This window comes from Pseudomonas sp. P1.31, assembly GCF_001269815.1.
GTDB classification, from domain to species: Bacteria; Pseudomonadota; Gammaproteobacteria; order Pseudomonadales; family Pseudomonadaceae; genus Aquipseudomonas; species Aquipseudomonas rustica.
Genome location: NZ_LHVN01000010.1, coordinates 29,061 through 52,186 on the forward strand (window position 1 = coordinate 29,061; position 23,126 = coordinate 52,186).

A 23,126-nucleotide genomic window follows, 5' to 3' on the forward strand; every position below is an offset into this window, starting at 1 on the left:
GCCGGATGGCAGATTCACGGCTTGGCCGGCGCAACCAGTTGCGTGGTGACGAGTGCGGCAAGGGCGTTTTCTTCAGTGCCGAAACGGGCGAGGAGGGCTGCCTGTTTTTCGGGGGAGAGACGGTTCCAGATATCGATCATCTTCTCGGTGGCGCCGATCAGTACGGCAGCTTGGCTTTCGGAGAATTCGTCGGTCATGGCGGGCTCGGGGTTCAGGCAGTGTGGAAAGCGCATGTTAGCGCTTTCCACACGGTCTGTACGACGGGTCTTACTCTTCGTTGTCGGCCGGTCGGCTCTCAACGGCTTCTTTCGGCTCGGGCTGTTGGGCGCCGGCTTGTTGCGTGGTCGTCTGCTCAGGTACGTGCAGGCTTGGGAAGGGGAGATTAGGAATCTCGTGCATGGTTGCGCTCCTCGCTAAGTCTGTTGATAGATCTGGTAGATCCGCGCTTTTACAAAGCTTGCGCAGGATACAGCAGGAAAAATGACAATCAGACTTTTAATTGAAAATAATGCGACAGATGGCCGCAGGGGAGGGCGCGGACTGTGGTGATTGATCGTTCCCACGCTCTGCGTGGGAACGCCTCAATGGACGCTCTGCGTTCGCTGTTGGGACGCAGAGCGTCCCGGGCTGCATTCCCACGCGGAGCGTGGGAACGAGCAAATGTAGGAGCTGCCGCAGGCTGCGATCTTTTGATCTTTGTTTTTAAAATCAAGATCAAAAGATCGCAGCCATCGGCAGCTCCTATAGGGGGATTGCGGTGTTATTTGCTGACGCTGGCGATCGCTTCGGCCAGCAGCGCGAGGCGGGTGGCGTCGATGCCGGCGACGTTCGCGCGGCCTGAGCTGACCATGTACACGCTGTGCTGCTCGCGCAGTTGTTTCACTTGCTCCGGCGACAAGCCAGTGTAAGAAAACATGCCGCGCTGCACGCCAATGTGCGCAAAACGCTCGCGCAAACCGTGAGGCTCCAGCGCTTCAACCAGACCGCTGCGCAGCTGCGCAATACGCAAACGCATGGCTTCCACTTCATCAGCCCAGCGCGCTTTCAGCTCTGGATCAGCGAGGATCGTCGCAACAACAGCAGCACCGTGATCCGGCGGTGTCGACCACAAGTTACGGGCGATGTTGGCCAATTGACTACGGATGTCGATGAGCTTGTCAGCGCTTTTCGCGCAGACAATCAGCGCGCCGGTGCGATCGCGATACAAGCCGAAATTCTTCGAGCAAGAACTGGTGATCAGCAGCTCGGGGATCTCGGCCGCGAACAGCCGTGTCGACCACGCATCCTGTTCCAGACCGTCGCCAAAACCCTGGTAGGCAAAGTCGATCAGCGGCAGCAGATTGCGGCTGCGCACCACATCAAGCACGCGCTGCCAGTCGTCGTGGTTCAAGTCGAAACCGGTCGGGTTGTGGCAGCACGCGTGCAGCAGCACCACATCACCTTTCGGCACTTCATTGAGCACGGCGAGCATGGCTTCGACGTCGAGGCGGTTGTCGCTGCCCACGTATGGGTAGTGACTGACCTTGACCCCGGCCGCAGCGAAAATGGTTTCGTGAATAGGCCAGGTAGGGTTGCTCAACCACACCCCTTTGCCTGGCAGGCACTGGGCGATGAAGTCAGCGGCCAGACGCAGGGCACCGGTGCCGCCCGGCGTCTGGGTGGCGCCGGCACGTTGTTCGGCGATCAGTTTCGAGTCTGCGCCAAGCACCAACTCGTTGATGACTTTGCCGAACAGCGGGTTGCCGTGGCCACCGATGTAGGTCTTGGTGTCCTGGCTTTCGACCAGTCGCGCTTCGGCGATTTTCACCGCTTCCGGGATCGGCGTCAGGCCCTGGGCATCCTTGTAGACGCCAACGCCCAAGTCGAATTTGCGCGGGTTGGAGTCCTGCGCATACGCCTCCATCAAGCCGAGGATCGGGTCGCCGGGTACCCGGCCGATGGCGTCGAAGTGCATTACTTGCGTCCTTCTGCAGTCTTGGCCACTTCGTCAGTGCGCGCAGCCATGATGAAGTCGTTGCGGTGCAAGCCTTTGATCGAGTGGCTCCACCAGGTCACGGTGACTTTGCCCCACTCGGTCAGCAGACCCGGGTGGTGACCTTCGGCCTCGGAGATTTCACCGACGGCATTAGTGAACGCCAGCGCGTGCTTGAAATTCTTGAACAGGAAAACTTTTTCCAGCTGCATGATGCCGTCGCGAACTTCGATGTTCCAGTCAGGGATCTGCTTGATCAGGATCGGCAGTTCTTCGTCGCTGACTTGTGGCGCATCGGCTCGGCAGGCTTCGCAGTGGGCTTGGTTCAATGTGGACATGGTCGGTTCCTGAATTCGATTCTTGTTGGAAATTACTATCTTTGCACGCAAGTCGCGAGCGGGTTCTGCTCAGGCCGCTTTCGGCTTTGGCGGAAATTTTGGCGCGTGCAGACCCAGCTGCATGCCTTGTTTGACCATGGCCATGATGTCTTCATGGGCCACGTCGAACAGGCGCTTGAGGTTCGGCAGGACGAAGTACAGCGGTTGCAGGATGTCGATGCGGTACGGCGTGCGCATCGCTTCGAGCGGGTCGAAGACTTGATGCTCAGGCTCGTCCGACAGCGAATAAACGGTTTCTTTGGGCGAAGACAGAATGCCGCCGCCGTAGATGCGTTTGCCTTGCGGGGTGTCGACCAGGCCGAACTCGATGGTCATCCAGTACAGACGCGCCAGGTACACGCGTTCTTCCTTGGTCGCTTGCAGGCCGAGTTTGCCGTAGGTGTGGGTGAATTCGGCGAAATACGGGTTGGTCAGCAGCGGGCAGTGGCCAAAAATCTCGTGGAAAATGTCCGGCTCTTGCAGGTAGTCCAGCTCTTCGCGAGTACGGATAAACGTCGCGACCGGAAACTGCTTGCTGGCGAGCAATTCAAAAAACGTCTGGAAAGGAATCAGTGCCGGCACGCGGGCGACCTGCCAACCGGTGGTCTCGCCGAGCACCTTGTTGATCTCGCCGAGTTGCGGAATGCGGTCGTGGGGCAGACCGAGTTTCTCGATACCGTCCAGGTACTCCTGGCAGGCACGCCCTTCGATCACTTTCAACTGGCGAGTGATCAGCGTGTTCCACACCGCGTGTTCTTCGGCGGGGTAGTCGATAAAACCTTGCGCATCGGGCTCGCGGGCCACGTATTGCGTCTGCTTCATACTGCTCTCCTGCTAGGGGAATTCGTTCTTGTTATGTCCAGCGATGGGCTCAGAATTACCTGAGAGTGGAGTGGTGTGCAGTAGGTTGGATCGCGACCGCGTAGGAAATTTCCGTGGATTTCGTAAAGTTATCGTTACGGTTTAGGCGTTATCGCGCATTTGCGGCGATTCGCCGGTTTGAAAAGGTCGGTGACTGTCACATAATCTTGACAACTGTTTGCGCACCTTCACAGAAAAATTGACTGCAGGCGCACCGCAATACCCTGTGGGAGCTAGCTCGCTCGCGAAAGCGGTGGATCTGACACATCAATGTTGTATGTGCTGACGCCTTCGCGAGCAAGCTCGCTCCCACAGGGATTGTGTTCATTCCCAATTTTGTCGGGTCTTTTATATGCGTATCAAAGTCCACTGCCAGAACCGCATCGGCATTCTGCGCGACATCCTCAACCTGCTTGTGGCCTACGGGATCAACGTCGCGCGGGGCGAGGTCGGTGGTGAGCATGGCAACGCGATCTACTTGCATTGCCCAAACCTGATCAACATCCAGTTCCAGGCCCTGCGCCCGAAATTCGAGGCGATTGCCGGGGTGTTCGGCGTCAAGCGCGTCGGGCTGATGCCAAGCGAACGGCGGCACATGGAATTGAACGCGTTGCTCGGTGCGCTGGAGTTTCCGGTGCTGTCGATCGACATGGGCGGCTCGATCGTCGCGGCCAACCGCGCGGCGGCGCAGTTGCTCGGTGTACGCGTCGATGAAGTACCGGGGATTCCGCTGTCACGCTACGCCGAAGATTTCGATTTGCCGGAACTGGTGCGCGCCAACAAATCGCGAATCAACGGCATGCGCGTGAAGGTCAAGGGCGACGTGTTTCTCGCCGACATCGCGCCGCTGCAATCGGAACACGACGACAGCGAAGCCATGGCTGGCGCGGTACTCACGTTGCACCGCGCCGACCGTGTCGGCGAACGCATTTACAACGTGCGCAAACAAGAACTGCGTGGCTTCGACAGTATCTTCCAGAGCTCGAAAGTCATGGCCGCCGTGGTACGCGAAGCACGCCGAATGGCACCCCTCGACGCACCGCTATTAATTGAAGGCGAAACCGGCACCGGCAAGGAATTGCTGGCCCGTGCCTGTCACCTCGCCAGTCCGCGCGGGCAATCGCCGCTGATGGCGCTTAACTGCGCCGGGCTGCCGGAGTCGATGGCCGAGACCGAGTTGTTCGGCTACGGCCCCGGCGCGTTCGAAGGTGCGCGTGCGGAAGGCAAACTTGGTCTGCTGGAATTGACTGCGGGCGGCACGCTGTTTCTCGACGGCGTTGGCGAAATGAGCCCGCGCCTTCAAGTGAAGCTGCTGCGCTTTCTCCAGGACGGTTGCTTCCGCCGGGTCGGCAGTGATGAAGAGGTTTATCTGGATGTGCGGGTGATCTGCGCGACGCAGGTCGACTTGTCCGAACTGTGCGCACGCGGGGAATTTCGTCAGGATTTGTATCACCGCTTGAACGTGCTCTCGCTGCACATTCCGCCATTGCGCGAATGCCTTGATGGGTTGACGCCGCTGGTTGAACACTTCCTCGATCAGGCCAGTCGGCAGATCGGTTGCCCGTTGCCGAAACTCGCACCGGCGGCGATGGATCGACTCAGCCACTACCATTGGCCGGGCAATGTGCGGCAACTGGAGAACGTGTTGTTTCAGGCGGTTTCGTTGTGTGATGGCGGGACGGTGAAGGCTGAGCATATTCGCCTGCCGGATTACGGCGTGCGTCAGCCGCTTGGCGATTTTTCGCTGGAGGGCGGGCTGGACGAGATTGTTGGGCGGTTTGAAAAAGCGGTGCTCGAGCGGCTGTATTCAGAGCACCCGAGCAGTCGGCAGTTGGGTAAGCGGCTTGGGGTTTCGCACACGACGATTGCCAACAAATTGCGCGAATACGAGGTCGGCAAGGATCCAGGCAGTTAAGTCGAGCTTTTGTGGCGAGGGGATTTATCCCCGATCGGCTGCGCAGCAGTCGCAAAACCTGCAAATGAGGTCGTCCTGAAGGAAAAGCGGGGCGGCTTCGCCACCCATCGGGGATAAATCCCCTCGCCACAGGGTTATTCATCCAGCCTGAGATCGGGATTGCCGCCAAGCGGCATAACACCGCCGGTTTTTCGACTTCGATACATTTCCCCAATCCTCTAAATCTCTCCCAAGTCCTTTGTTTACCGGGCCGCGCGCCGCCAGAAAAAAGTTGGTCTGCAAATTGCTTATGGCTCAGCAGTACAGCAGTGGGCGGCAAACGTCCGGCATGCAGAGGAAAGAGTGTGGACAAGTACCTTTATGTGGCAATGACCGGCGCCAGCCAGAACGCGCTGGCGCAAAAGGCGCATGCCAACAACCTGGCGAACATCTCCACCAACGGTTTTCAGAAGGACCTGGAACAGGCCCGTTCGATGCCGGTGTTTGGTGACAGCTTTCCGGCGCGTGCGTTTGCCATGAGCGAACGGCCGGCCACTGACTTCTCGCCGGGCTCGCTGGTCGAGACCGGTCGCGACCTCGACGTCGCCGTGACCGGCAACGGTTTCATCGCCGTGCAGAACCCGAACGGTGGCGAAAGCTACGTGCGCACCGGCAGCCTCAACATCGATGCCCTCGGCGTATTGCGTGCCGGCAACGGCATGGCGGTGATGGGCAATGGCGGGCCGATTGCCGTGCCGCCCGAGCAGCAAGTCGAAGTCGGTGAAGACGGCACCATCAGTATTCGTGCGATGGGCGAAGGCCCGCGCGTCATGGCGGAAGTCGACCGGATCAAACTGGTCAACCCGGACATCAAGAACATGAACAAGGGCCTCGACGGCTCGATTTACACCAAGGACGGCCAGCCTGCGCCGGCCGATGCCAACGTCAAACTGGTCTCGGGTTTCCTGGAGTCGAGCAACGTCAACGCCGTCGAAGAGATGACCTCGGTGCTGGCCCTGGCCAAGCAGTTCGAGTTGCACGTCAAGATGATGAACACCGCCAAAGACGACGACCAGGCCATGGCTCGGGTCTTGCAGATCAGCTAATTATCAGAACGTCGCGCCGTAAAACAGGCGCACGAGGAGAATTGAATGCTTCCGGCTCTATGGGTTGCCAAAACCGGTCTGTCCGCCCAGGACACCAACCTGACCACCATCTCCAACAACCTGGCGAACGTGTCGACCACGGGTTTCAAACGTGACCGCGCCGAGTTCCAGGACTTGCTCTATCAGATCAAGCGTCAGCCAGGCGCCCAGTCGACTCAGGACAGCGAACTGCCGTCGGGTCTGCAATTGGGTACCGGTGTGCGCATCGTCGGCACGCAGAAAAACTTCACTGCCGGCAGCCTGCAAACCACCGAGCAGCCGCTGGACATGGCCATCGACGGCCGCGGTTTCTTCCAGATTCTGCAGCCGGACGGCACCACGTCTTACACCCGTGACGGTACCTTCCACCTCGACTCCAATGGCCAGATCGTCAACGCCAGCGGTTTCGCTCTGGAGCCAGCCATCGTTATCCCGAACAACGCGCAGAGCTTCACTGTCGGCGTTGACGGCACCGTGTCGATCACCGTTCCGGGTAACCCGGCCGCTCAGGTGATCGGCAACCTGCAAACCGCCGACTTTATCAACCCGGCCGGTCTGCAAGCGGTGGGCAACAACCTGTTCCTGGAAACCGCTGCTTCCGGCGCGCCGCAAATCGGCACCCCGGGCCTCAACGGTTTCGGCACCACGCTGCAGAACACCCTGGAAGGTTCCAACGTCAGCACCGTTGAAGAGATGGTCAACATGATCACCACTCAGCGCGCTTACGAGATGAACTCCAAGGTGATCTCCACCGCCGACCAGATGCTCTCGTTCGTAACGCAGAATCTGTAATCAGTCTATGAGGCGGCCATGAGGCTGCCTGCAACACCGTGAGGTAGGGTCATGAAACGCTTCGTATCTGTTTTGGCATTGGGTGGGGTCGTCTCGCTCGCGGGCTGTGTCGCACCGACGCCCAAGCCCAATGACCCTTATTACGCTCCGGTGTTGCCGCGTACTCCGTTGCCGGCGGCGGCCAACAATGGCTCGATCTATCAGGCCGGTTTCGAACAGAACCTGTACAGCGACCGCAAGGCGTTCCGGGTCGGTGACATCATCACCATCACCCTCAACGAGAAAACCCAGGCGAGCAAAAACGCCAACTCGCAAGTGGCCAAGAACAGCAAGACCGGCATCGGCCTGACCTCGCTGTTCGGCGGTAGCGGCGTGACCAACAACCCGTTGGGCGGTAACGATTTGAGTCTGGACGTTGGCTACAGCGGCGACCGCGCGACCAAGGGCGACAGCAAGGCTGCGCAGGGCAACACCCTGACCGGCTCCGTCACCGTGACCGTGGCGGACGTGCTGCCCAACGGCATCATCGCCGTGCGCGGCGAGAAGTGGATGACGCTGAACACCGGCGATGAGCTGGTGCGCATTGCCGGTCTGGTGCGTGCCGATGACATCGCCACCGACAACACCGTGTCGTCGACCCGCGTCGCCGATGCACGCATCACCTACTCGGGCACAGGCTCATTTGCCGATGCGAGTCAGCCAGGCTGGTTCGACCGTTTCTTCCTCAGCCCGCTGTTCCCTTTCTAGGTGGCTACGTTGAATCTGAAAAGCCTTATGGTGGCCGCGCTGTTGATGTCTGCGGCTTTCACTGCACACGCCGAACGGTTGAAAGACATCGCCAGCATTTCTGGCGTGCGTTCCAACCAGTTGATCGGCTACGGCCTGGTAGTCGGGCTTAACGGCACCGGTGACCAGACGACGCAGACCCCGTTCACCCTGCAGACCTTCAACAACATGCTCTCGCAGTTCGGCATCAAAGTGCCGCCGGGTTCGGGCAACGTGCAGTTGAAGAACGTCGCGGCGGTGTCGGTGAGTGCCGATCTGCCGGCGTTCGCCAAACCGGGTCAGCAGGTCGACATCACCGTGTCCTCGATCGGTAACTCCAAGAGCCTGCGCGGCGGCACACTGTTGCTGACCCCGCTCAAGGGTATCGACGGCAACGTTTACGCCATCGCTCAGGGCAACCTGGTGGTCGGCGGTTTTGATGCCGAAGGTCGTGACGGTTCGAAGATCACCGTCAACGTTCCGTCGGCCGGTCGCATCCCGGGCGGTGCGTCGGTTGAACGTTCGGTGCCGAGTGGTTTCAACCAAGGCAACAGCCTGACCTTGAACCTCAACCGTTCCGACTTCACCACCGCCAAACGCATCGTCGACAAGATCAACGACATGCTCGGCCCTGGCGTGGCGCAAGCCATCGACGGCGGCTCGGTACGCGTCACTGCACCGCTCGATCCGAGCCAGCGCGTCGACTACCTGTCGATCCTCGAAAACCTTGAAGTTGATCCCGGTCAGGCGGTGGCGAAAGTCATCATCAATTCGCGCACCGGCACCATCGTTATCGGCCAGAACGTCAAAGTCTCGCCAGCCGCCGTGACCCACGGCAGCCTGACCGTGACCATCACCGAAGACCCGATCGTCAGCCAGCCAGGCCCGTTGTCCAACGGCCAGACCGCTGTGGTGCCACGCTCGCGGGTGAATGCTGAGCAAGAGGCCAAACCGATGTTCAAATTCGGCCCGGGCACCACCCTCGACGAGATCGTCCGTGCGGTGAACCAGGTCGGCGCGGCGCCGGGTGACTTGATGGCGATCCTCGAAGCACTGAAGCAGGCCGGCGCGTTGCAAGCCGACCTGATCGTGATCTGAGGCCGACCATCATGGATATGCGCAAAGGCAGTCTGGTCAGCAACGCCGATTCGGGTTCGTACTCCGACCTCAATCGTCTGAATCAGCTCAAGGTTGGCGACAAGGACAGCGACGGCAACATGCGCAAAGTCGCGCAGGAATTCGAGTCGTTGTTCATCGGCGAAATGCTCAAGTCGATGCGTTCGGCCACCGACACCCTCGGTCAGGACAATCCGCTGAACACCCCGGCGGCCAAGCAATATCAAGAAATGTCCGACCAGCAACTGGCGGTGTCCATGTCCCGCGAGGGCGGTGGTATCGGCCTGGCAGACGTGCTGCTGCGTCAGATGCAGAAGAACAAACCGATGGCGCCGGGTGAGGCTGCTGCCGCGTCCGCCGCCAAACAGGAAGAAGCCCGGGCGAAAGCCGCTGGCGTGGTCACGCCGATTGCGGCGGGCACCACGGCGATCAACGGCCCGTTGTCGCGGGTCAATGGCGAGCGTCCGTTGTGGGCGTCGCGTTCCGGGCGTGTGTCGAGCACCGATACGTCGCACAGCAATGACATGGCGATGATCAACAAGCGTCGTCTGTCGTTGCCGCCGAAACTCACCGATCGTTTGCTCGCCGGTTTGGTGCCGTCGGCCACGACCGCGACCAGCGCATCCAATGCGTTGCCGCAAGCGACCGCGCCCGCCGCCATTACCGGTTCCGGCCCGCTGTACAACGGCGACTGGCTGGCCCGCGCCGAGAACGAAAAAGCCTCCGGCGGGCAGATGCAGGTCTACGGCCGCGCCATGGCGCAGATTCCGCTGGCACCGGCGAAAAAAGCCTTCAGCTCCGCCGACGATTTCGTCAACACCATGCTGCCGATGGCCAAGGAAGCTGCCGACCGTATCGGCGTCGATCCGCGTTATCTGGTGGCGCAAGCGGCACTGGAAACCGGTTGGGGCAAATCGGTCATGCGTGCGCAGGACGGCAGCAGCAGCCACAACCTGTTTGGCATCAAGGCGAGCAGCAACTGGCAGGGCGATTCAGCTCGCGCCATCACCAGCGAGTTCCGCAATGGGGCGATGGTCAAGGAGACGGCCGAGTTCCGTTCCTACGCCTCGTACAAGGACAGCTTCCACGATCTGGTGACTTTGCTGCAGAGCAATAATCGCTATCAAGATGTGCTGAAGTCGGCCGATAACCCAGAACAGTTTGTACGCGAGTTGCAGAAGGCCGGTTACGCCACCGACCCGAACTACGCGACAAAGATTTCGCAAATTGCCAAGCAGATGAACAATCTTCAAAACTACGCTGCGGCGGGTGTATCCACCACGCCTTTATAAGGCACAAGGTATAAGGTCTGAACCATGAGTTTGCTCAATATCGGGATGTCGGGTCTGGCGTCGAGCCAGTCCTCTTTGGCTACGACAGGCAACAACATTGCCAACGTCGACACCGCCGGTTACTCACGTCAGCAAACCGTGCAAGGCACCAAAGCCTCGCAGCAGTACGGCACTGTTTTTATCGGCACGGGCACGACCCTCGCCGACGTGCGTCGGGTCTACAACTCGTACCTGGAATCGCAGTTGCACACCGCGACCTCGCTGAACAGCGAAGCGGCTTCGTACCTGGCCCAGGCCACGCCGCTGGACTCGATTCTGTCTGACACCAACACCGGTCTGACCGGTGTGCTGCAGAAGTTTTTCACCTCGATGCAAGGCGTGTCGACCTCGGCCACCGACGACACCTCGCGTCAGTCGGTACTGACCGGTGCGCAAGCGCTGAGCAGCCGCTTCAACGCCCTCGCCAAGCAACTGAATGACCAGAACACCACCATCAACGGCAGCCTCAGCGACATGACTGCTCAGGTGAATAAACTGGCCACGTCGATTGCCAACCTGAACCAGAAGATCGGTGAGATTTCCACCAGCGGCGGCGCGCCTAACGACCTGCTCGACAGCCGTAACGAAGCCGTGCGCCAGCTCTCCGAATTGACCGGCGCGCAGGTCGTTGAACGCGGCACCAGTTTTGACGTGTATGTCGGCAGCGGCCAGCCGCTGGTGATCGGCAACACCACCAACTCGCTGAGCATGGTTGCCAGCAAAGACGATCCGTCGCGCATGTCGATTCAGATGGATCGCGGTTCGAGCACCATCGACATCACCTCGGTGATCAGCGGTGGCGAAATCGGTGGTCTGCTGACGTATCGCAAAGACGTTCTCGACCCGTCGCTCAATGAGCTGGGCCGTGTGGCCTTGGTAGTCGCCGATCAGATCAACAGCCAGCAAGCGCAAGGCATCGACAAGAACGGTGACTTCGGCGCGGCGATTTTCAACAACATCAACAGTGCCGCGCTGATCAGTCAGCGCAGCATCGCGCAGGCCGGCAACAGCAGCGGTTCGGGCAACCTTGACGTGACCATCAAGGACACCGGCAAGCTGACCACCAGCGATTATCAGGTGACGTTCACCAGCGCGACCGACTACAGCGTCAAGCGCTCCGACGGCACCGACCTCGGTACGTTCAGCACCACGACCAATCCGCCGCCAGTGATTGACGGTTTCACCCTCGCCCTCAACGGTGGCGCGTTGAGCGCCGGTGACAGCTTCAAGATCACCCCGACGCGTAATGCCGCCGCGAGCATCCAGACGGTGCTCAGCGATCCGAAGAAGATCGCTGCCGCAGGCCCGCTGACTGGTTCGGCCAGCGCCAACGGTCTGGGCACTTACACCCAGCCGACGCTGAGCGACACGATCAACATCTACAACCCGACTGCCCAGGCTGACATGCAGGCGGCGCTGAAGAATTCGACGCCAGTGAAACTGGTGTTCGGTGACGCCAGCGGCGGCAGTCAGTCGTACACGCTGGTCGACGCCAAGGGGCAGAACATCGGCACCGGCACCATCGTGCCTGGCCAATCGAACACACTGAACCTGAAAGTCGGCGTCCTCGATGCCAACGGCAATCCAGTGATGGACACCTCCGTTACGCCGAATGTGCAGAAGACTTTCACCGTGCAAACCACGGTCGGCGGCACGCCGAAGTCCGGTGAAACCTTCACCATGAACCTCACCGGTGCGGCGTCTTCGGACAACCGCAACGCGCAGGCGCTGGTCGGTCTGCAAACCAAACAAACGGTCGACACCGGTTCGGCGAGCAAGGGCATCAGCCTGACCGACGCCTACAACAAACTGGTGACCAACGTCGGCACCAAGACTGCCCAAGGCAAGTCTGACAGCGCCGCGACCACGGCGATTCTGGATAACGCGCAAGGTGCGCGCGATTCGCTGTCCGGGGTCAACCTCGATGAAGAAACCGGCAACCTGGTCAAATATCAGCAGTACTACACAGCGTCTTCGCAGATCATCAAAGCTGCGCAGGAAACTTTCGCCACGCTGATCAACAGCCTTTAAGGAGTCGTAATTCATGCGCATTTCCACCGCCCAGTATTACGGCACGCAAGCGTCGGACTATCAGCGTAACTTCAACAAGGCTGTGGCCACCGCGAGCGAGGCGAGCAGCCTGCAGCGGATCAACACCGCATCGGATGATCCGGTCGGTGCCGGTCGTTTGCTGCAACTGGGCCAGCAGGCCGCGTTGCTCGATCAGTACAACGGCAACATCAACAGCACCAAGAATGCGTTGTCGGTGCAGGAAACCACACTGGATTCCATCACCACTGCATTGCAGAGCGCCAAGGAAATCGGCCTGGCCGCCAACAACGGCACGCTGACTGATAAGGATCGCCAGGCTTACGCCTCGCAACTGGCGCAGATCCAGCAACAAGTGCTGGGCCTGATGAACTCCAAGGATGCCGACGGCAACTATTTGTTCTCCGGTTCGAAAACCGACACCGCGCCGTACTCGCAGAATCCGGACGGCACTTACACCTACAACGGTGACCAGACCACCATCAATCTGGGGATTGGCGACGGCATGACCGTCGGCACCAATACCACCGGTTGGGACGCTTTCCAGCAGACCATCAATACCGCGCGCACCAACACCAGCATGACGTCGCCGGCAGTCGACGATGGCCGTGTCGTGCTGTCCAACGGCACCGTGGGCACCGCGGCGACTTACAACGCCAAGTTCACCGGCGGCGAGCCGTACACGGTCAGCTTTCTCAGCAGCACTCAGTTGAAAATCACCGATGCGCAGGGCAACGACGTCACCGCTGAAGCGACCAAGGGCGGCGCGATTCTCAATTCCAGCGGCGCCAACCAGACCGTCAGTTTCCGTGGCGTCGACATGAAGTTGAACATCAACCTCAAGGCCGGCGACACCGATCCGGACGCGGTCATCGCCGGGCACAGCTTCCAGTTGGCGGCCACGCCTGATTCGTTCACCACGACGCGCAGCCCGGGTAATCCATCCACTGCCGTGATCACTGGCTCGAACATCACTGATCAGGCCGCTTACACTGCCGCGTTCCCACAGGGCGGGGCGGTGCTCAAGTTCACCAGCGCCACCGCGTTCGACCTGTACGCGGCGCCAGTGACGGCTGACAGCAAGCCAGTTTCTTCGGGTACGGTGTCGGGCAACAACGCCACAGCTGCGGGCGTGACGTTCGCACTGGGCAATGCGCCGGCTGCCGGCGATCAGTTTTCGATTCAGCCTAATGATCACCAGACCCAGAACATCCTCGATACCCTGGGTCAGATGGTTGCCGCGCTGAACGCACCGATCGACGGCGATGATGTGGCCAAGCAGAAATTCCAGGGCATCATGGAAGGCGGTCTTGGCAACATCGATGCCGCGAGCAATCAGGTCGGCGCTGCTGTCACGTCGATCGGTTCCCGTGGCCAGTCGCTGGATATGCAGGTCGTCACCAACCAGAGCCTGAGCACGGCGAACTCCACGACTCAAGGTTCGATCCGTGATTCGGATCCGGCCGAAGTCATGACCCGCCTGACCCTGCAGCAGACCATGCTGCAAGCGGCGCAACTGGCGTTCAGCAAGATCAGCCAGTTGGGTCTGTTCAACAAGATCTGACAGTAATCGGGCGCGCAGGCGCCCGTTTGCCGTGTCCCTCAGTTAATGTTTTTTAGCGGTTTCAGGGCTCGCTTTCCGAGCAGGCTCGTACCGCCTGTGAGCCCGCCGTGAATTCACTTCCTCTCGTCAGCATCGCCATCCCCGCGTTTAATCCGCGTTTTTTCGAACGTGCATTGCGCAGTGCCGTCAGTCAGGGCTACGGCAATCTTGAGATCGTTGTGTGCGATGACAGTCGTGGCAACGAGATCGAGAAAATAGTTGTCGCAGTGGCAGAGCAATCCGCGGTTGCAGTGCGCTATCTGCGCAATCCACGTACGTTGGGAATGGTCGAAAACCTGAAGGTTTGTCTTGAGCAAACCCAAGGTGAGTTCATCAAATTCCTGTGTGACGACGATCAGCTGTTTGCGAGCTGTATCGAGCGTCAGGCCCACGTGCTGGCCAATCGGGACGAGGTCAATCTGGTTTTAGCTCAGCGTCTGTTCTGGGACGCTGACGATATGGCATTGCCTTCGCGACTGGAAAACACGCCACTGTCACCGATCAGTGGTCTGTTCAAGGGCAGTGATCTGCTGGCAATCTTCGAGAAATTCCCGGCCAATATTCTTGGCGGTTTCAGCAATGCGTTGTTCCGTCGTTGTGACATTCTGGAACTGTTGCCGGCTTTGACCCAGCCGGGTCATTGTTTTGTCGCGAGCCTGGATTTTGCTCTGTTCGTATGTTTGCTGCGGCGCGGCAATGTGGTCGTCTCCAATCATGTGTTGAGTGTCGAACGCTTGTATCCGGATCGCCTGAGTGGCCAACAGGCGATGAAAGATGCGCGAGAGATCGAACAGCAGTGGTTACTGCAGATGCTCAAGGCGCGCGGCGGTGAGTCGGCGCCAGCACCGGGTTGGGTGCGATATGTGCCGATGCCCAAGGCTGATGAATCACCACGGGTCTGGGAAGAGTTGCCACTGAGCCGTACGCTGGGCACCAAGCAAAGTGCGCAGATATGGAGTGTCGGTACCAACAGTCAGAGTTTTTCTCAGCTCTATACGCAATGGCTGGAATGCCGGACGCTGAGTGATGTGCAGCGTCGGCTGCTGCCGGACACTCTGGCCGGTTGGCCGTGTACACCGCGAATAGTGCCAGTGGTTGTTGATGATCAGCACAGTCCTTCAGCGCTTGAGCGGACGCTCGAAAGCCTGGCGGCTCAGGCTTATGCGCCGGAGCTGACGCTGGTGTTGTCTGCTGACTGCGTTGAGCCGGTACTGGATGGGCGGGTGTTCCATTTACCCCTGCAGGAAAACTGGCGACATCAGCTTAATGAGCTTTTGCCACAGCTTGAGGGGGCTGACTGGTTCTATCTGCTGCGTGCCGGTGATCGATTGGTAGTGCCGGCCCTGTTGATGATCGCCGAGCGCATCGCGTTCACTGCTGCACTGACCTGTCTTTATGGCGACGAGGGCAGTTTGCGTCTTGGTGAATCGGTTGAGCCAGCATTCAAGCCTGACTTCAATCTGGATCTGATGCGCACTTATCCCTACGTGGGGCGTGCCCTGGCGTTCCGGCGCGAAACCTTTGTGATGCTGGGCGGTTTCGATTGTGCATTTGCCGAGTTGGCCCCGCATGACCTGCTCTGGCGAATGGTTGAGCGGGAAGGTACGCAAGTGGTCGGGCATTTGGCCGAGATTGTCGTTGAGTCTGCATTCGATCTGGCCAAGTGGCTGTCGCTGCCCGAAGTGGTGGAAAACAGCTCACTGTTGCTGGCGGCTCACCTTGATCGGTTGAACATCGCTCACGATATTCGGCGTGGCAGCACCGATTTGCTCAATCGGGTCGATTATCGCCATGCGCAACGCCCGCTGGTATCGATCATCATTGCCAGCAAAGACCATATTCCTGCCTTGCAGCGCTGTGTTGACAGCTTGTTGGAGAAAACCGCGTACAGCGAGTACGAGCTGTTGCTGGTGGACAATGGCAGTGAGAGCGGCGAAGCCTGTGAATGGTTCGCCGGTATGGCGCAATTGGGCAGTGATCGCGTTCGTGTGCTGTCATACCCGGCTCATGGCAATATTGCGGCTATGCGCAACTTCGCCGTCGGCCATGCCCGTGGCGAATATGTATTGCTGCTGAATCCTTACGCAGTGATTACCCAAACAGAATGGCTCGACGAGTTGCTCAATCATGCCCAGCGCCCCGAAGTGGGAATCGTCGGTGGCAAACTCTTCAACCCTGACGGACATATTTTGCATGCTGGTGTGATTCTCGGTTTGCAAGGTCCCGCTGGGCTGCCGTTCTACGGCAACGCCATGCAATCCGCCGGGTACATGTTCCGCTTGCAGTCTGTGCAGAACCTCAGTGCTGTCGGGGCGGATTGTCTGATGGTGCGCAAATCGGTATTTGAGGCGGTGGGTTGCCTGGATGAACAGCATCTGCCGAAGACGCTGCACGAGGTGGATTTGTGTCTGCGCGTGGCTCAAGAGGGGTTTCTGGTGGTCTGGACGCCTTATGCCGCACTGGCGCTCGGCGCGCGGCGGAGCGAGGTTGCTCTCGAAGATGAGCAAACCGTGGTCGGACAGCATGAGGAAACATTCTATAAACGCTGGCTACCGGTTGTTGCCCGTGATCCTGCCTACAATCCCAATCTTTCCTTGCAGGGGCATGTGGGGTCGAGCTTCGCGCTGGAACCAGGCCTGTGCAGTGGCTGGAGTCCATTCTCCAATACCTCGTTACCTAAAATTCTCGCGTTGCCGGTCAATGCTTCCGCCATCGGGCACTACCGCGTTACTCAGCCATTGATTGAGCTGGAGGCGGCGGGCAGGGCGCAGGGGCGGATTCGTTACAGTTCGAGTCTGCCATCGATTATCGAGATTGAGCGTCAGTCCCCTGATGTGATCATTCTGCAAGGCCGTTACTCAGAAGCACCGATCAATGAGATGCCGGTGTTGAGCAACTATTTCAGTGCGCGGCGGATCTACGAACTGGATGACTATGTCATTGATGTCCCGCACCGCAATGCGCACAACCGCAACATGCCGAGCAGGCAGGAGATGGAAAGTCTGGTTCGCCGTGCCATTGGCATGTGCGATCGGGTGGTGGTCTCGACCGCCGCGCTAGGTAATGCGTTGGCGGACATGCATCACGATATTCGCGTGGTGCCGAACATGCTCGACGCAAAAATGTGGAGCAACATGCACAGCCAACGGCGAACGTCGAAAAAACCGCGAGTCGGCTGGGGCGGTGGCACCAGTCACCACGGCGACCTGGCGGTGATCGCTGATGTGGTGCGCGAGTTGGCCGGCGAAGTCGACTGGGTCTTTTTCGGCATGTGCCCCGAAGAACTTCAGCCGTACATGCATGAGTTCCATGGGGTGATCGGGCTGGACGTGTACCCGGCCAAACTGGCCAGCCTCAACCTTGATCTGGCGTTAGCGCCGCTGGAATTTCACATCTTCAACGACTGCAAAAGCAATCTGCGTCTGCTGGAATACGGCGCTTGCGGTTATCCGGTGATCTGCACCGACACCGAGGCTTATCGCGGCTACCTGCCTTGCACGCGGGTCAAAACCAACACCACGGATGAATGGCTTCAGGCGATTCGCATGCACTTGGCTGACCCGGACGCCAGTTATCGCATGGGGGATGATCTACGTGAGGTGGTCTTGCGCGACTATGTGTTGCGTGGTGATAACTTGCGCTATTGGGAGTATGGATGGCTGGCGGATTGATCGGTCAGGCTGTGCGAAAAAGGCGATCTCTTGGATCGTCTTTTTTTATGTTTGCGAAATGAGTTGCAGCCGAGCTTGCGAGAGGGTTGGGCGAAGGGCTTGTGGAGCTGGCGCGTTTCCTGCAAGTCCCCCTCAAATCGCCATAAAACGAGCGCTCGCGGTCATTGCGTCAGCGCCCGAATCGGCAAAAGGTCTAGCCAGAAGGCCGCAAAGCTCAAGAAAGCCAAGCGCAGCCCGGTGACGAACGAGAGGGGAGACGATGAAGGCAGTAATTTTGGCGGGTGGCCTCGGCACGCGCATCAGTGAAGAGTCGCACCTCAAGCCAAAACCGATGATCGAGATCGGCGGCAAGCCAATTCTCTGGCACATCATGAAGCAGTATTCCGCCCACGGAATTCACGACTTCGTCATTTGCCTTGGCTACAAGGGCTATGCGATCAAGGACTTCTTCGCCAATTACTTCCTGCATACCTCCGACGTCACTTTCAACATGCGCGAGAACCGCATGGACGTTCACCAGAACTACAGCGAACCGTGGAGCGTCACTCTCATCGACACTGGCGAGGAAACCATGACCGGTGGCCGTCTGCTGCGTGCCGGCCGCTACCTCAAGGATGAAGACGCGTTCTGCTTCACTTACGGTGATGGTGTTTCTGATCTGAACATCGGTGAGTTGGTGAAATACCATCAGTCTCATGGACGTCTGGCGACAGTGACTGCGGTACAGCCGCCTGGCCGTTACGGCGCGCTGCAACGGCAAGGCGATCAGGTTCTCGGATTCACCGAAAAGCCTCGAGGCGACGGTGGCTGGATCAATGGCGGTTTTTTCGTACTGTCACCCAAGGTGCTCCCCTATATCGCTGGCGATGAAACCACTTGGGAGGCGGAACCGCTGACCCGTCTCGCTGAGGACGAACAGTTGAAAGCGTTCGAACACGATGGCTTCTGGCAGCCGATGGACACCCTGCGCGACAAGAATCATCTTGAAGCGCTGTGGCAGAGCGGGGAGGCCCCATGGAAGCAATGGGCCTGAGTGCGGATTTCTGGCGCGGTAAACGCGTTCTGGTCACCGGGCATACCGGTTTCAAAGGCAGCTGGCTGACCCTGTGGCTGCAAAGCCTTGGCGCCGAGGTCAGCGGTTTTGCCCTCGATCCGTCGACCGAACCGAGCCTGTTCGAACTGGCGCGCGTACACGAAGGCATCAATGATCAGCGCGGTGATTTGCGCGATCTCGGCGCGCTGCTGGAGATCATCGCCGACACCGAGCCGGAGATCGTTCTGCACCTGGCGGCGCAGCCGTTGGTGCGTGAAGGCTATCGCGATCCTCTAGGCACTTATTCCAGCAACGTGATGGGCACGCTCAACCTGCTCGAAGCGATTCGTCAGGTCGGTTGCGTGCGCGCCTGTGTGCTGGTGACCACCGACAAGGTCTACGCCAACAAGGAATGGCTGTGGCCGTACCGTGAAGACGAAGCCCTTGGTGGCCACGATCCTTACAGCAGCAGCAAAGCCTGTTGCGAGTTGTTGGCGCAGTCTTACGCCGCGTCGTTTTTCCCGGCGGACAAGTACGCCGAGCATGGTCTGGCCCTCGCCACGGCGCGCGCCGGCAATGTGTTGGGCGGCGGTGATTTCGCCCCTGAGCGATTGATTCCCGATGTACTGAAAGCCTGGTCGGCAGACGAGCCAGTGACCTTGCGTTACCCGCAAGCCGTGCGCCCATGGCAGCACGCGCTGGAGCCGCTGGCCGGTTATCTGCAATTGGCCGCTGGCCTCTACGAGCAAGGCCCGGAATACACCGGCGCATGGAATTTCGGCCCCGGCGAGGCGGACATGTGCAGCGTCGGCGAAGTGGTTGAACTGCTCGCCAATCGCTGGCCGCAGGCTCGCGGTTTGCGCATCGAACCGAGTGAATTGCACGAGGCCGGACTGTTGCGTCTGGACAGCAGTCGCGCGCGGCAACTGCTCGGTTGGCAGCCGCGTTGGTCACTGCAGCAATGCCTGGCGCAAACCCTCGACTGGCATCTGGCGTGGCAGAACGGCGACGACATGCGCGCCGTGACCCTCGGCCAATTGAACCTGTACCGAGGCGCGTTGTGAGCGAGTTTTCCCTGAAGGCGTTGCCACTGGCCGGACTGTTCAGCGTCCAGCACAAGCGCTTCGAAGATCAGCGTGGGCACTTCGCGCGGTTGTTTTGCGAAGGCAGCCTGAGCGCGTTTGGCGCTGAGTTTCATATCCGCCAGATCAACCATTCCTGCACTCGCGAGAAGGGCAGCGTGCGCGGTTTGCATTATCAGAATGCCAACGCGCCGGAAGCCAAACTCATCACTTGCCTGCGCGGTGAAGTGTGGGATGTGGCGGTGGATTTGCGCCCGGATTCCGCAACATTTTTGCAATGGCACGCCGAGCATCTGAAGGCCGGTGATGGTCGCGGTTTGTTGATTCCGGCCGGGTTCGCCCACGGTTTTCAGACGCTGACTGAGGACGCTGAATTGCTCTACCTGCACAGCGCTGATTACGCGCCGGAGCACGAGGGCGGTTTGTCGGTGAACGACCCACGGCTGGCGATTGCCTGGCCGTTGCCTGTCAATAATTTGTCAGCGCGCGATTCCAGCCATCCTGCGCTCGATCAACACTTCGCTGGAGTGCGTCTATGAACTGCCGTGGGTGCGCCGCACCGCTGAGCCTGCCGCTGATCGATCTCGGCACCTCACCACCGTCCAACGCCTATGTGCACGCTGATCGCCTGGAACAGGCCGAGCAATGGGTACCGTTGAAGGTCGCCGTGTGTCAGCAATGCTGGCTGGTACAGACCGAGGATTACACCCGCGCCGACAGCCTGTTCGACGCTGAGTACGCGTATTTCAGTTCGTTCTCTAGCACCTGGCTGGCGCACGCCGAGCGTTACGTTGCCGAGATGGTCGAGCGTTTTGGCCTGACCGCTGACAGCCGCGTGGTGGAAATCGCTGCCAACGACGGCTACCTGCTGCAATACGTCGCCGCGCGTGGCATTCCGTGCCTTGGCGTTGAGCCGACCCGCAGCACCGCGCAAGCTGCACGAGAAAAAGGTCTGGAGATTCGCGAACTGTTCTTCGGTCGCGACACCGCTACGCGACTGAACAGCGAAGGCTGGGGCGCCGACTTGATGGCCGCCAACAACGTGCTCGCGCATGTGCCGGACATCAATGATTTCCTCGCTGGTTTCGCAACGCTGCTCAAGCCGAGCGGCGTTGCCACCTTCGAATTCCCGCAACTGCTGACGCTGATGGCCGGCGCGCAGTTCGACACGCTGTATCACGAACACTATTCCTACCTGTCGCTGACCGCCGTGCAGACACTGTGCGAGCGCAACGGTCTGCAAGTGTTCGACGTCAGCCAACTGAACACCCACGGCGGATCGCTGCGCGTGTTCGTCCAGCGCAAGGACGGCGAACGTCGCGCCGTGCAAGCATCGGTGCAGCAGCAGTTGCAGGCCGAACTCGATGCCGGGGTCAAAACCGCCGAGTACTACGCGACTCTCGCGCCCGCCGCTGAACGCATCAAGCATGAACTGCTGCGCTTCCTGTTGCAGGCCAAGGCCGATGGCAAACGCGTAGTGGGTTACGGCGCGGCGGCCAAGGGCAACACGCTGCTCAACTACGCCGGGGTCAAACCCGATTTGCTCGCGTGGGTGGCCGATGCCAATCCGCACAAGCAGGGCAAATTCCTGCCCGGCAGCCGCATTCCGATTGTTGCGCCGGAACGCATTGAAATCGAGAAGCCGGATTACGTGCTGGTGCTGCCGTGGAACCTGCTGCACGAAGTCAGTCAGCAACTGGCGCAAGTGCGTCAGTGGGACGGCCGCTTCGTGATCGCCGTGCCTGAGTTGAAAGTACTGTGAAGTTTCTGGTCACCGGAGCCACGGGCTTCGTCGGTCGGCACCTGGTCGCCGCATTGCTGGCGCGCGGCTGCGAAGTGCGTGCGGTGGCGCGCAACGCAGAAACGGCGCAAGGCATGCCGTGGATCAATGACGTCGAGTTCGTCAGCGCGGATATTCACGCGGCTGAACTGGATGTTGTCGCGTTGACCGATGGCGTCGATGCACTGGCGCATCTGGCCTGGCCGGGGTTGCCGAACTATCGGGCGCTGTTTCATTTCGAGCACAACCTGATGGCCGATTACCGCTTTATCAAAAGCGTGGTCGAGGCGGGCGTGAAGCAAGTTCTGGTCACCGGCACCTGTTTTGAATACGGCATGCAAAGCGGCCCGCTCAGTGAGCAGACCGAGGCGCAACCGGCGAACCCCTATGGTCTGGCCAAACACACGCTGCACCTGTTTTTGCAAAACCTGCAGCAGGCACAGCCGTTCACCTTGCAGTGGGCGCGCTTGTTCTATCTGCATGGTGAAGGGCAGAACCCCAACAGTTTGCTGGCCGCACTCGACCGGGCGATCGATGCCGGCGATGCATCGTTCAACATGTCGGCCGGTGAGCAATTGCGCGATTTTCTGCCGATCGAAACGGCCGCCGGTTATCTCGCCGCTATTGCGCAACAACGCGAATTCAACGGCGTGATCAATTGCGCCAGCGGTCAGCCAGTTTCGGTCAGGTCGTTGGTGGAGCAGCGACTGCGTGAACGCGGGGCCTCGACCGATTTGAACTTGGGGTATTTCCCCTACCCGACTCACGAACCCATGGCGTTCTGGGCGGTGGTCGAGCGTCTGCAGCAGTTACTGGGGGCGCAGCAGACAAGCTGATGGAGCCCGACGCAAGGCCTTAGGCAACGTGACTTTCAAATGAATTTTCAGTGAGACCGGACAATGAGCGATAACGTAATCAAAGCCTTCGAGGCGGAGTGCCAGGCTGAAGTGATTGCCCAAGGCCAGGACAAGAATCTCAAGGCGCTGGCCCAAGAGTTCTACAACCAGTCGGCCAAGCATAAATACACCTATCACTTTTCGTGGATGGGCCGTCCGATCATTCAGTTGCCACAAGACATGATGGCAATGCAGGAACTGATCTGGCGAATCAAACCGGATCTGGTAATCGAGTGTGGTATCGCCCATGGCGGCTCGATCATTTACTACGCTTCGCTGCTGGAGCTGCAAGGCCATGGCGAAGTGTTGGGTATCGATCGCGACATCCGGGCTCATAACCGTGAGGCCATTGAAAGCCATCCGATGATCAAACGCATCAGCATGATCGAAGGTTCCAGTCTGGATCCGGCTGTTGCCGAACAGGTTCGTCAGGCGGCGGCAGGCAAGAAAGTGATTGTGGTACTCGACTCCAATCACACCCATGAACACGTTCTCGAAGAGTTGCGTCTTTACGCACCACTGGTCTCAACAGACAGCTATTGCATCGTCATGGACACCGTGGTCGAAGACATGCCGGCCGATGCCTTTCCGGATCGTCCGTGGGGGCCGGGTGACAATCCGAAAACGGCGGTCTGGGCCTACTTGAAAGAAAACCGTGATTTCGAGATTGATCAAGCGATGCAGGACAAGCTGCTGATTACCGTCGCCTCGGATGGTTATCTGCGTCGGGTTCGCTGAGTCAAATCAACGCCATCATCA

General features: G+C 59.4%; 20 protein-coding genes. 15 read left to right on the forward strand and 5 right to left on the reverse strand.

Translation table 11 applies throughout. From position 1 onward, the window contains the following. Positions 1–14 precede the first annotated feature (14 nt). The 5 genes from AD669_RS07330 to phhA form a co-directional block, all read right to left on the reverse strand. Complete coding sequence (locus AD669_RS07330; RefSeq protein WP_053118279.1) at positions 15–197, reverse strand: hypothetical protein; 183 nt, start codon at positions 195–197, stop codon at positions 15–17. A gap of 70 nt (positions 198–267) precedes the next feature. After that, complete coding sequence (locus AD669_RS28730; RefSeq protein WP_008088845.1) at positions 268–399, reverse strand: hypothetical protein; 132 nt, start codon at positions 397–399, stop codon at positions 268–270. A gap of 361 nt (positions 400–760) precedes the next feature. Beyond that, positions 761–1,954: an amino acid aminotransferase gene (locus tag AD669_RS07335; RefSeq protein WP_053118284.1), complete on the reverse strand. Its 1,194-nt coding sequence runs from the start codon at positions 1,952–1,954 to the stop codon at positions 761–763. Then, entirely contained in the window at positions 1,954–2,310 is a 357-nt protein-coding gene (locus AD669_RS07340) for a 4a-hydroxytetrahydrobiopterin dehydratase (RefSeq protein ID WP_016771115.1), read from the reverse strand. Before AD669_RS07340 ends, AD669_RS07335 begins: the two co-directional genes overlap by 1 nt. A 69-nt stretch (positions 2,311–2,379) precedes the next feature. Beyond that, the gene (phhA, locus tag AD669_RS07345; RefSeq protein WP_053118286.1) at positions 2,380–3,171 is read right to left on the reverse strand and encodes a phenylalanine 4-monooxygenase; all 792 of its coding nucleotides are present in this window, start codon (positions 3,169–3,171) and stop codon (positions 2,380–2,382) included. 391 nt (positions 3,172–3,562) lie between these two features. Here phhA and AD669_RS07350 point away from each other — a divergent pair, with 391 nt between their 5' ends. The 15 genes from AD669_RS07350 (at position 3,563) to AD669_RS07420 (ending at position 23,105) form a co-directional block, all read left to right on the forward strand. Next, a complete protein-coding gene (locus tag AD669_RS07350; protein WP_053118288.1) occupies positions 3,563–5,125 on the forward strand; it encodes a sigma-54-dependent transcriptional regulator in 1,563 nt (520 codons plus the stop codon). Positions 5,126–5,469: 344 nt separating this feature from the next. Beyond that, positions 5,470–6,210: a flagellar basal body rod protein FlgF gene (locus AD669_RS07355; RefSeq protein WP_053118297.1), complete on the forward strand. Its 741-nt coding sequence runs from the start codon at positions 5,470–5,472 to the stop codon at positions 6,208–6,210. A gap of 45 nt (positions 6,211–6,255) precedes the next feature. Further along, positions 6,256–7,041, forward strand: coding sequence for a flagellar basal-body rod protein FlgG (gene flgG, locus AD669_RS07360; protein WP_053118298.1), 786 nt, complete (start codon positions 6,256–6,258; stop codon positions 7,039–7,041). A gap of 51 nt (positions 7,042–7,092) precedes the next feature. Then, entirely contained in the window at positions 7,093–7,788 is a 696-nt protein-coding gene (gene flgH, locus AD669_RS07365) for a flagellar basal body L-ring protein FlgH (protein WP_053118299.1), read from the forward strand. A gap of 27 nt (positions 7,789–7,815) precedes the next feature. Further along, on the forward strand, positions 7,816–8,904 hold the full coding sequence (locus tag AD669_RS07370; RefSeq protein ID WP_053118300.1) for a flagellar basal body P-ring protein FlgI: 1,089 nt from the start codon (positions 7,816–7,818) through the stop codon (positions 8,902–8,904). 11 nt (positions 8,905–8,915) lie between these two features. Next, positions 8,916–10,214 (forward strand): flagellar assembly peptidoglycan hydrolase FlgJ, encoded by a 1,299-nt coding sequence (gene flgJ, locus AD669_RS07375; RefSeq protein WP_053118301.1) that lies wholly within the window; start codon positions 8,916–8,918, stop codon positions 10,212–10,214. A 24-nt stretch (positions 10,215–10,238) separates the two neighbouring features. Beyond that, positions 10,239–12,284 carry a flagellar hook-associated protein FlgK gene (flgK, locus tag AD669_RS07380; protein ID WP_053118303.1) on the forward strand — a complete coding sequence of 682 codons (2,046 nt, stop codon included), beginning with the start codon at positions 10,239–10,241 and terminating at the stop codon, positions 12,282–12,284. 13 nt (positions 12,285–12,297) lie between these two features. Then, the gene (locus AD669_RS07385) at positions 12,298–13,866 is read left to right on the forward strand and encodes a flagellar hook-associated protein 3 (protein WP_053118305.1); all 1,569 of its coding nucleotides are present in this window, start codon (positions 12,298–12,300) and stop codon (positions 13,864–13,866) included. Positions 13,867–13,973: 107 nt separating this feature from the next. Beyond that, a complete protein-coding gene (locus tag AD669_RS07390; RefSeq protein ID WP_053118307.1) occupies positions 13,974–17,576 on the forward strand; it encodes a glycosyltransferase in 3,603 nt (1,200 codons plus the stop codon). Positions 17,577–17,835: 259 nt separating this feature from the next. Beyond that, on the forward strand, positions 17,836–18,609 hold the full coding sequence (rfbF, locus tag AD669_RS07395) for a glucose-1-phosphate cytidylyltransferase (protein WP_053118309.1): 774 nt from the start codon (positions 17,836–17,838) through the stop codon (positions 18,607–18,609). Beyond that, the gene (gene rfbG, locus AD669_RS07400; RefSeq protein ID WP_053118312.1) at positions 18,591–19,673 is read left to right on the forward strand and encodes a CDP-glucose 4,6-dehydratase; all 1,083 of its coding nucleotides are present in this window, start codon (positions 18,591–18,593) and stop codon (positions 19,671–19,673) included. Before rfbF ends, rfbG begins: the two co-directional genes overlap by 19 nt. After that, positions 19,670–20,230 (forward strand): dTDP-4-dehydrorhamnose 3,5-epimerase family protein, encoded by a 561-nt coding sequence (locus AD669_RS07405; RefSeq protein ID WP_053118314.1) that lies wholly within the window; start codon positions 19,670–19,672, stop codon positions 20,228–20,230. Before rfbG ends, AD669_RS07405 begins: the two co-directional genes overlap by 4 nt. Then, the gene (locus tag AD669_RS07410) at positions 20,227–21,453 is read left to right on the forward strand and encodes a class I SAM-dependent methyltransferase (RefSeq protein WP_053118316.1); all 1,227 of its coding nucleotides are present in this window, start codon (positions 20,227–20,229) and stop codon (positions 21,451–21,453) included. Before AD669_RS07405 ends, AD669_RS07410 begins: the two co-directional genes overlap by 4 nt. After that, on the forward strand, positions 21,450–22,307 hold the full coding sequence (locus tag AD669_RS07415) for an NAD(P)-dependent oxidoreductase (RefSeq protein ID WP_053118317.1): 858 nt from the start codon (positions 21,450–21,452) through the stop codon (positions 22,305–22,307). Before AD669_RS07410 ends, AD669_RS07415 begins: the two co-directional genes overlap by 4 nt. Positions 22,308–22,370: 63 nt before the next feature. Next, positions 22,371–23,105 (forward strand): cephalosporin hydroxylase family protein, encoded by a 735-nt coding sequence (locus tag AD669_RS07420; RefSeq protein WP_053118320.1) that lies wholly within the window; start codon positions 22,371–22,373, stop codon positions 23,103–23,105. Positions 23,106–23,126 lie beyond the last annotated feature (21 nt).

Excerpts from the sequence above, each read along its gene's own strand:
- AD669_RS07330 (WP_053118279.1), bottom strand. The coding sequence starts at position 197 with ATGACCGACGAATTCTCCGAAAGCCAAGCTGCCGTACTGATCGGCGCC.
- AD669_RS28730 (WP_008088845.1), bottom strand. The coding sequence starts at position 399 with ATGCACGAGATTCCTAATCTCCCCTTCCCAAGCCTGCACGTACCTGAG.
- AD669_RS07335 (WP_053118284.1), bottom strand. The coding sequence starts at position 1,954 with ATGCACTTCGACGCCATCGGCCGGGTACCCGGCGACCCGATCCTCGGC.
- AD669_RS07340 (WP_016771115.1), bottom strand. The coding sequence starts at position 2,310 with ATGTCCACATTGAACCAAGCCCACTGCGAAGCCTGCCGAGCCGATGCG.
- phhA (WP_053118286.1), bottom strand. The coding sequence starts at position 3,171 with ATGAAGCAGACGCAATACGTGGCCCGCGAGCCCGATGCGCAAGGTTTT.
- AD669_RS07350 (WP_053118288.1), top strand. The coding sequence starts at position 3,563 with ATGCGTATCAAAGTCCACTGCCAGAACCGCATCGGCATTCTGCGCGAC.
- flgG (WP_053118298.1), top strand. The coding sequence starts at position 6,256 with ATGCTTCCGGCTCTATGGGTTGCCAAAACCGGTCTGTCCGCCCAGGAC.
- flgH (WP_053118299.1), top strand. The coding sequence starts at position 7,093 with ATGAAACGCTTCGTATCTGTTTTGGCATTGGGTGGGGTCGTCTCGCTC.
- AD669_RS07370 (WP_053118300.1), top strand. The coding sequence starts at position 7,816 with ATGGTGGCCGCGCTGTTGATGTCTGCGGCTTTCACTGCACACGCCGAA.
- flgJ (WP_053118301.1), top strand. The coding sequence starts at position 8,916 with ATGGATATGCGCAAAGGCAGTCTGGTCAGCAACGCCGATTCGGGTTCG.
- flgK (WP_053118303.1), top strand. The coding sequence starts at position 10,239 with ATGAGTTTGCTCAATATCGGGATGTCGGGTCTGGCGTCGAGCCAGTCC.
- AD669_RS07385 (WP_053118305.1), top strand. The coding sequence starts at position 12,298 with ATGCGCATTTCCACCGCCCAGTATTACGGCACGCAAGCGTCGGACTAT.
- rfbF (WP_053118309.1), top strand. The coding sequence starts at position 17,836 with ATGAAGGCAGTAATTTTGGCGGGTGGCCTCGGCACGCGCATCAGTGAA.
- rfbG (WP_053118312.1), top strand. The coding sequence starts at position 18,591 with ATGGAAGCAATGGGCCTGAGTGCGGATTTCTGGCGCGGTAAACGCGTT.
- AD669_RS07410 (WP_053118316.1), top strand. The coding sequence starts at position 20,227 with ATGAACTGCCGTGGGTGCGCCGCACCGCTGAGCCTGCCGCTGATCGAT.
- AD669_RS07420 (WP_053118320.1), top strand. The coding sequence starts at position 22,371 with ATGAGCGATAACGTAATCAAAGCCTTCGAGGCGGAGTGCCAGGCTGAA.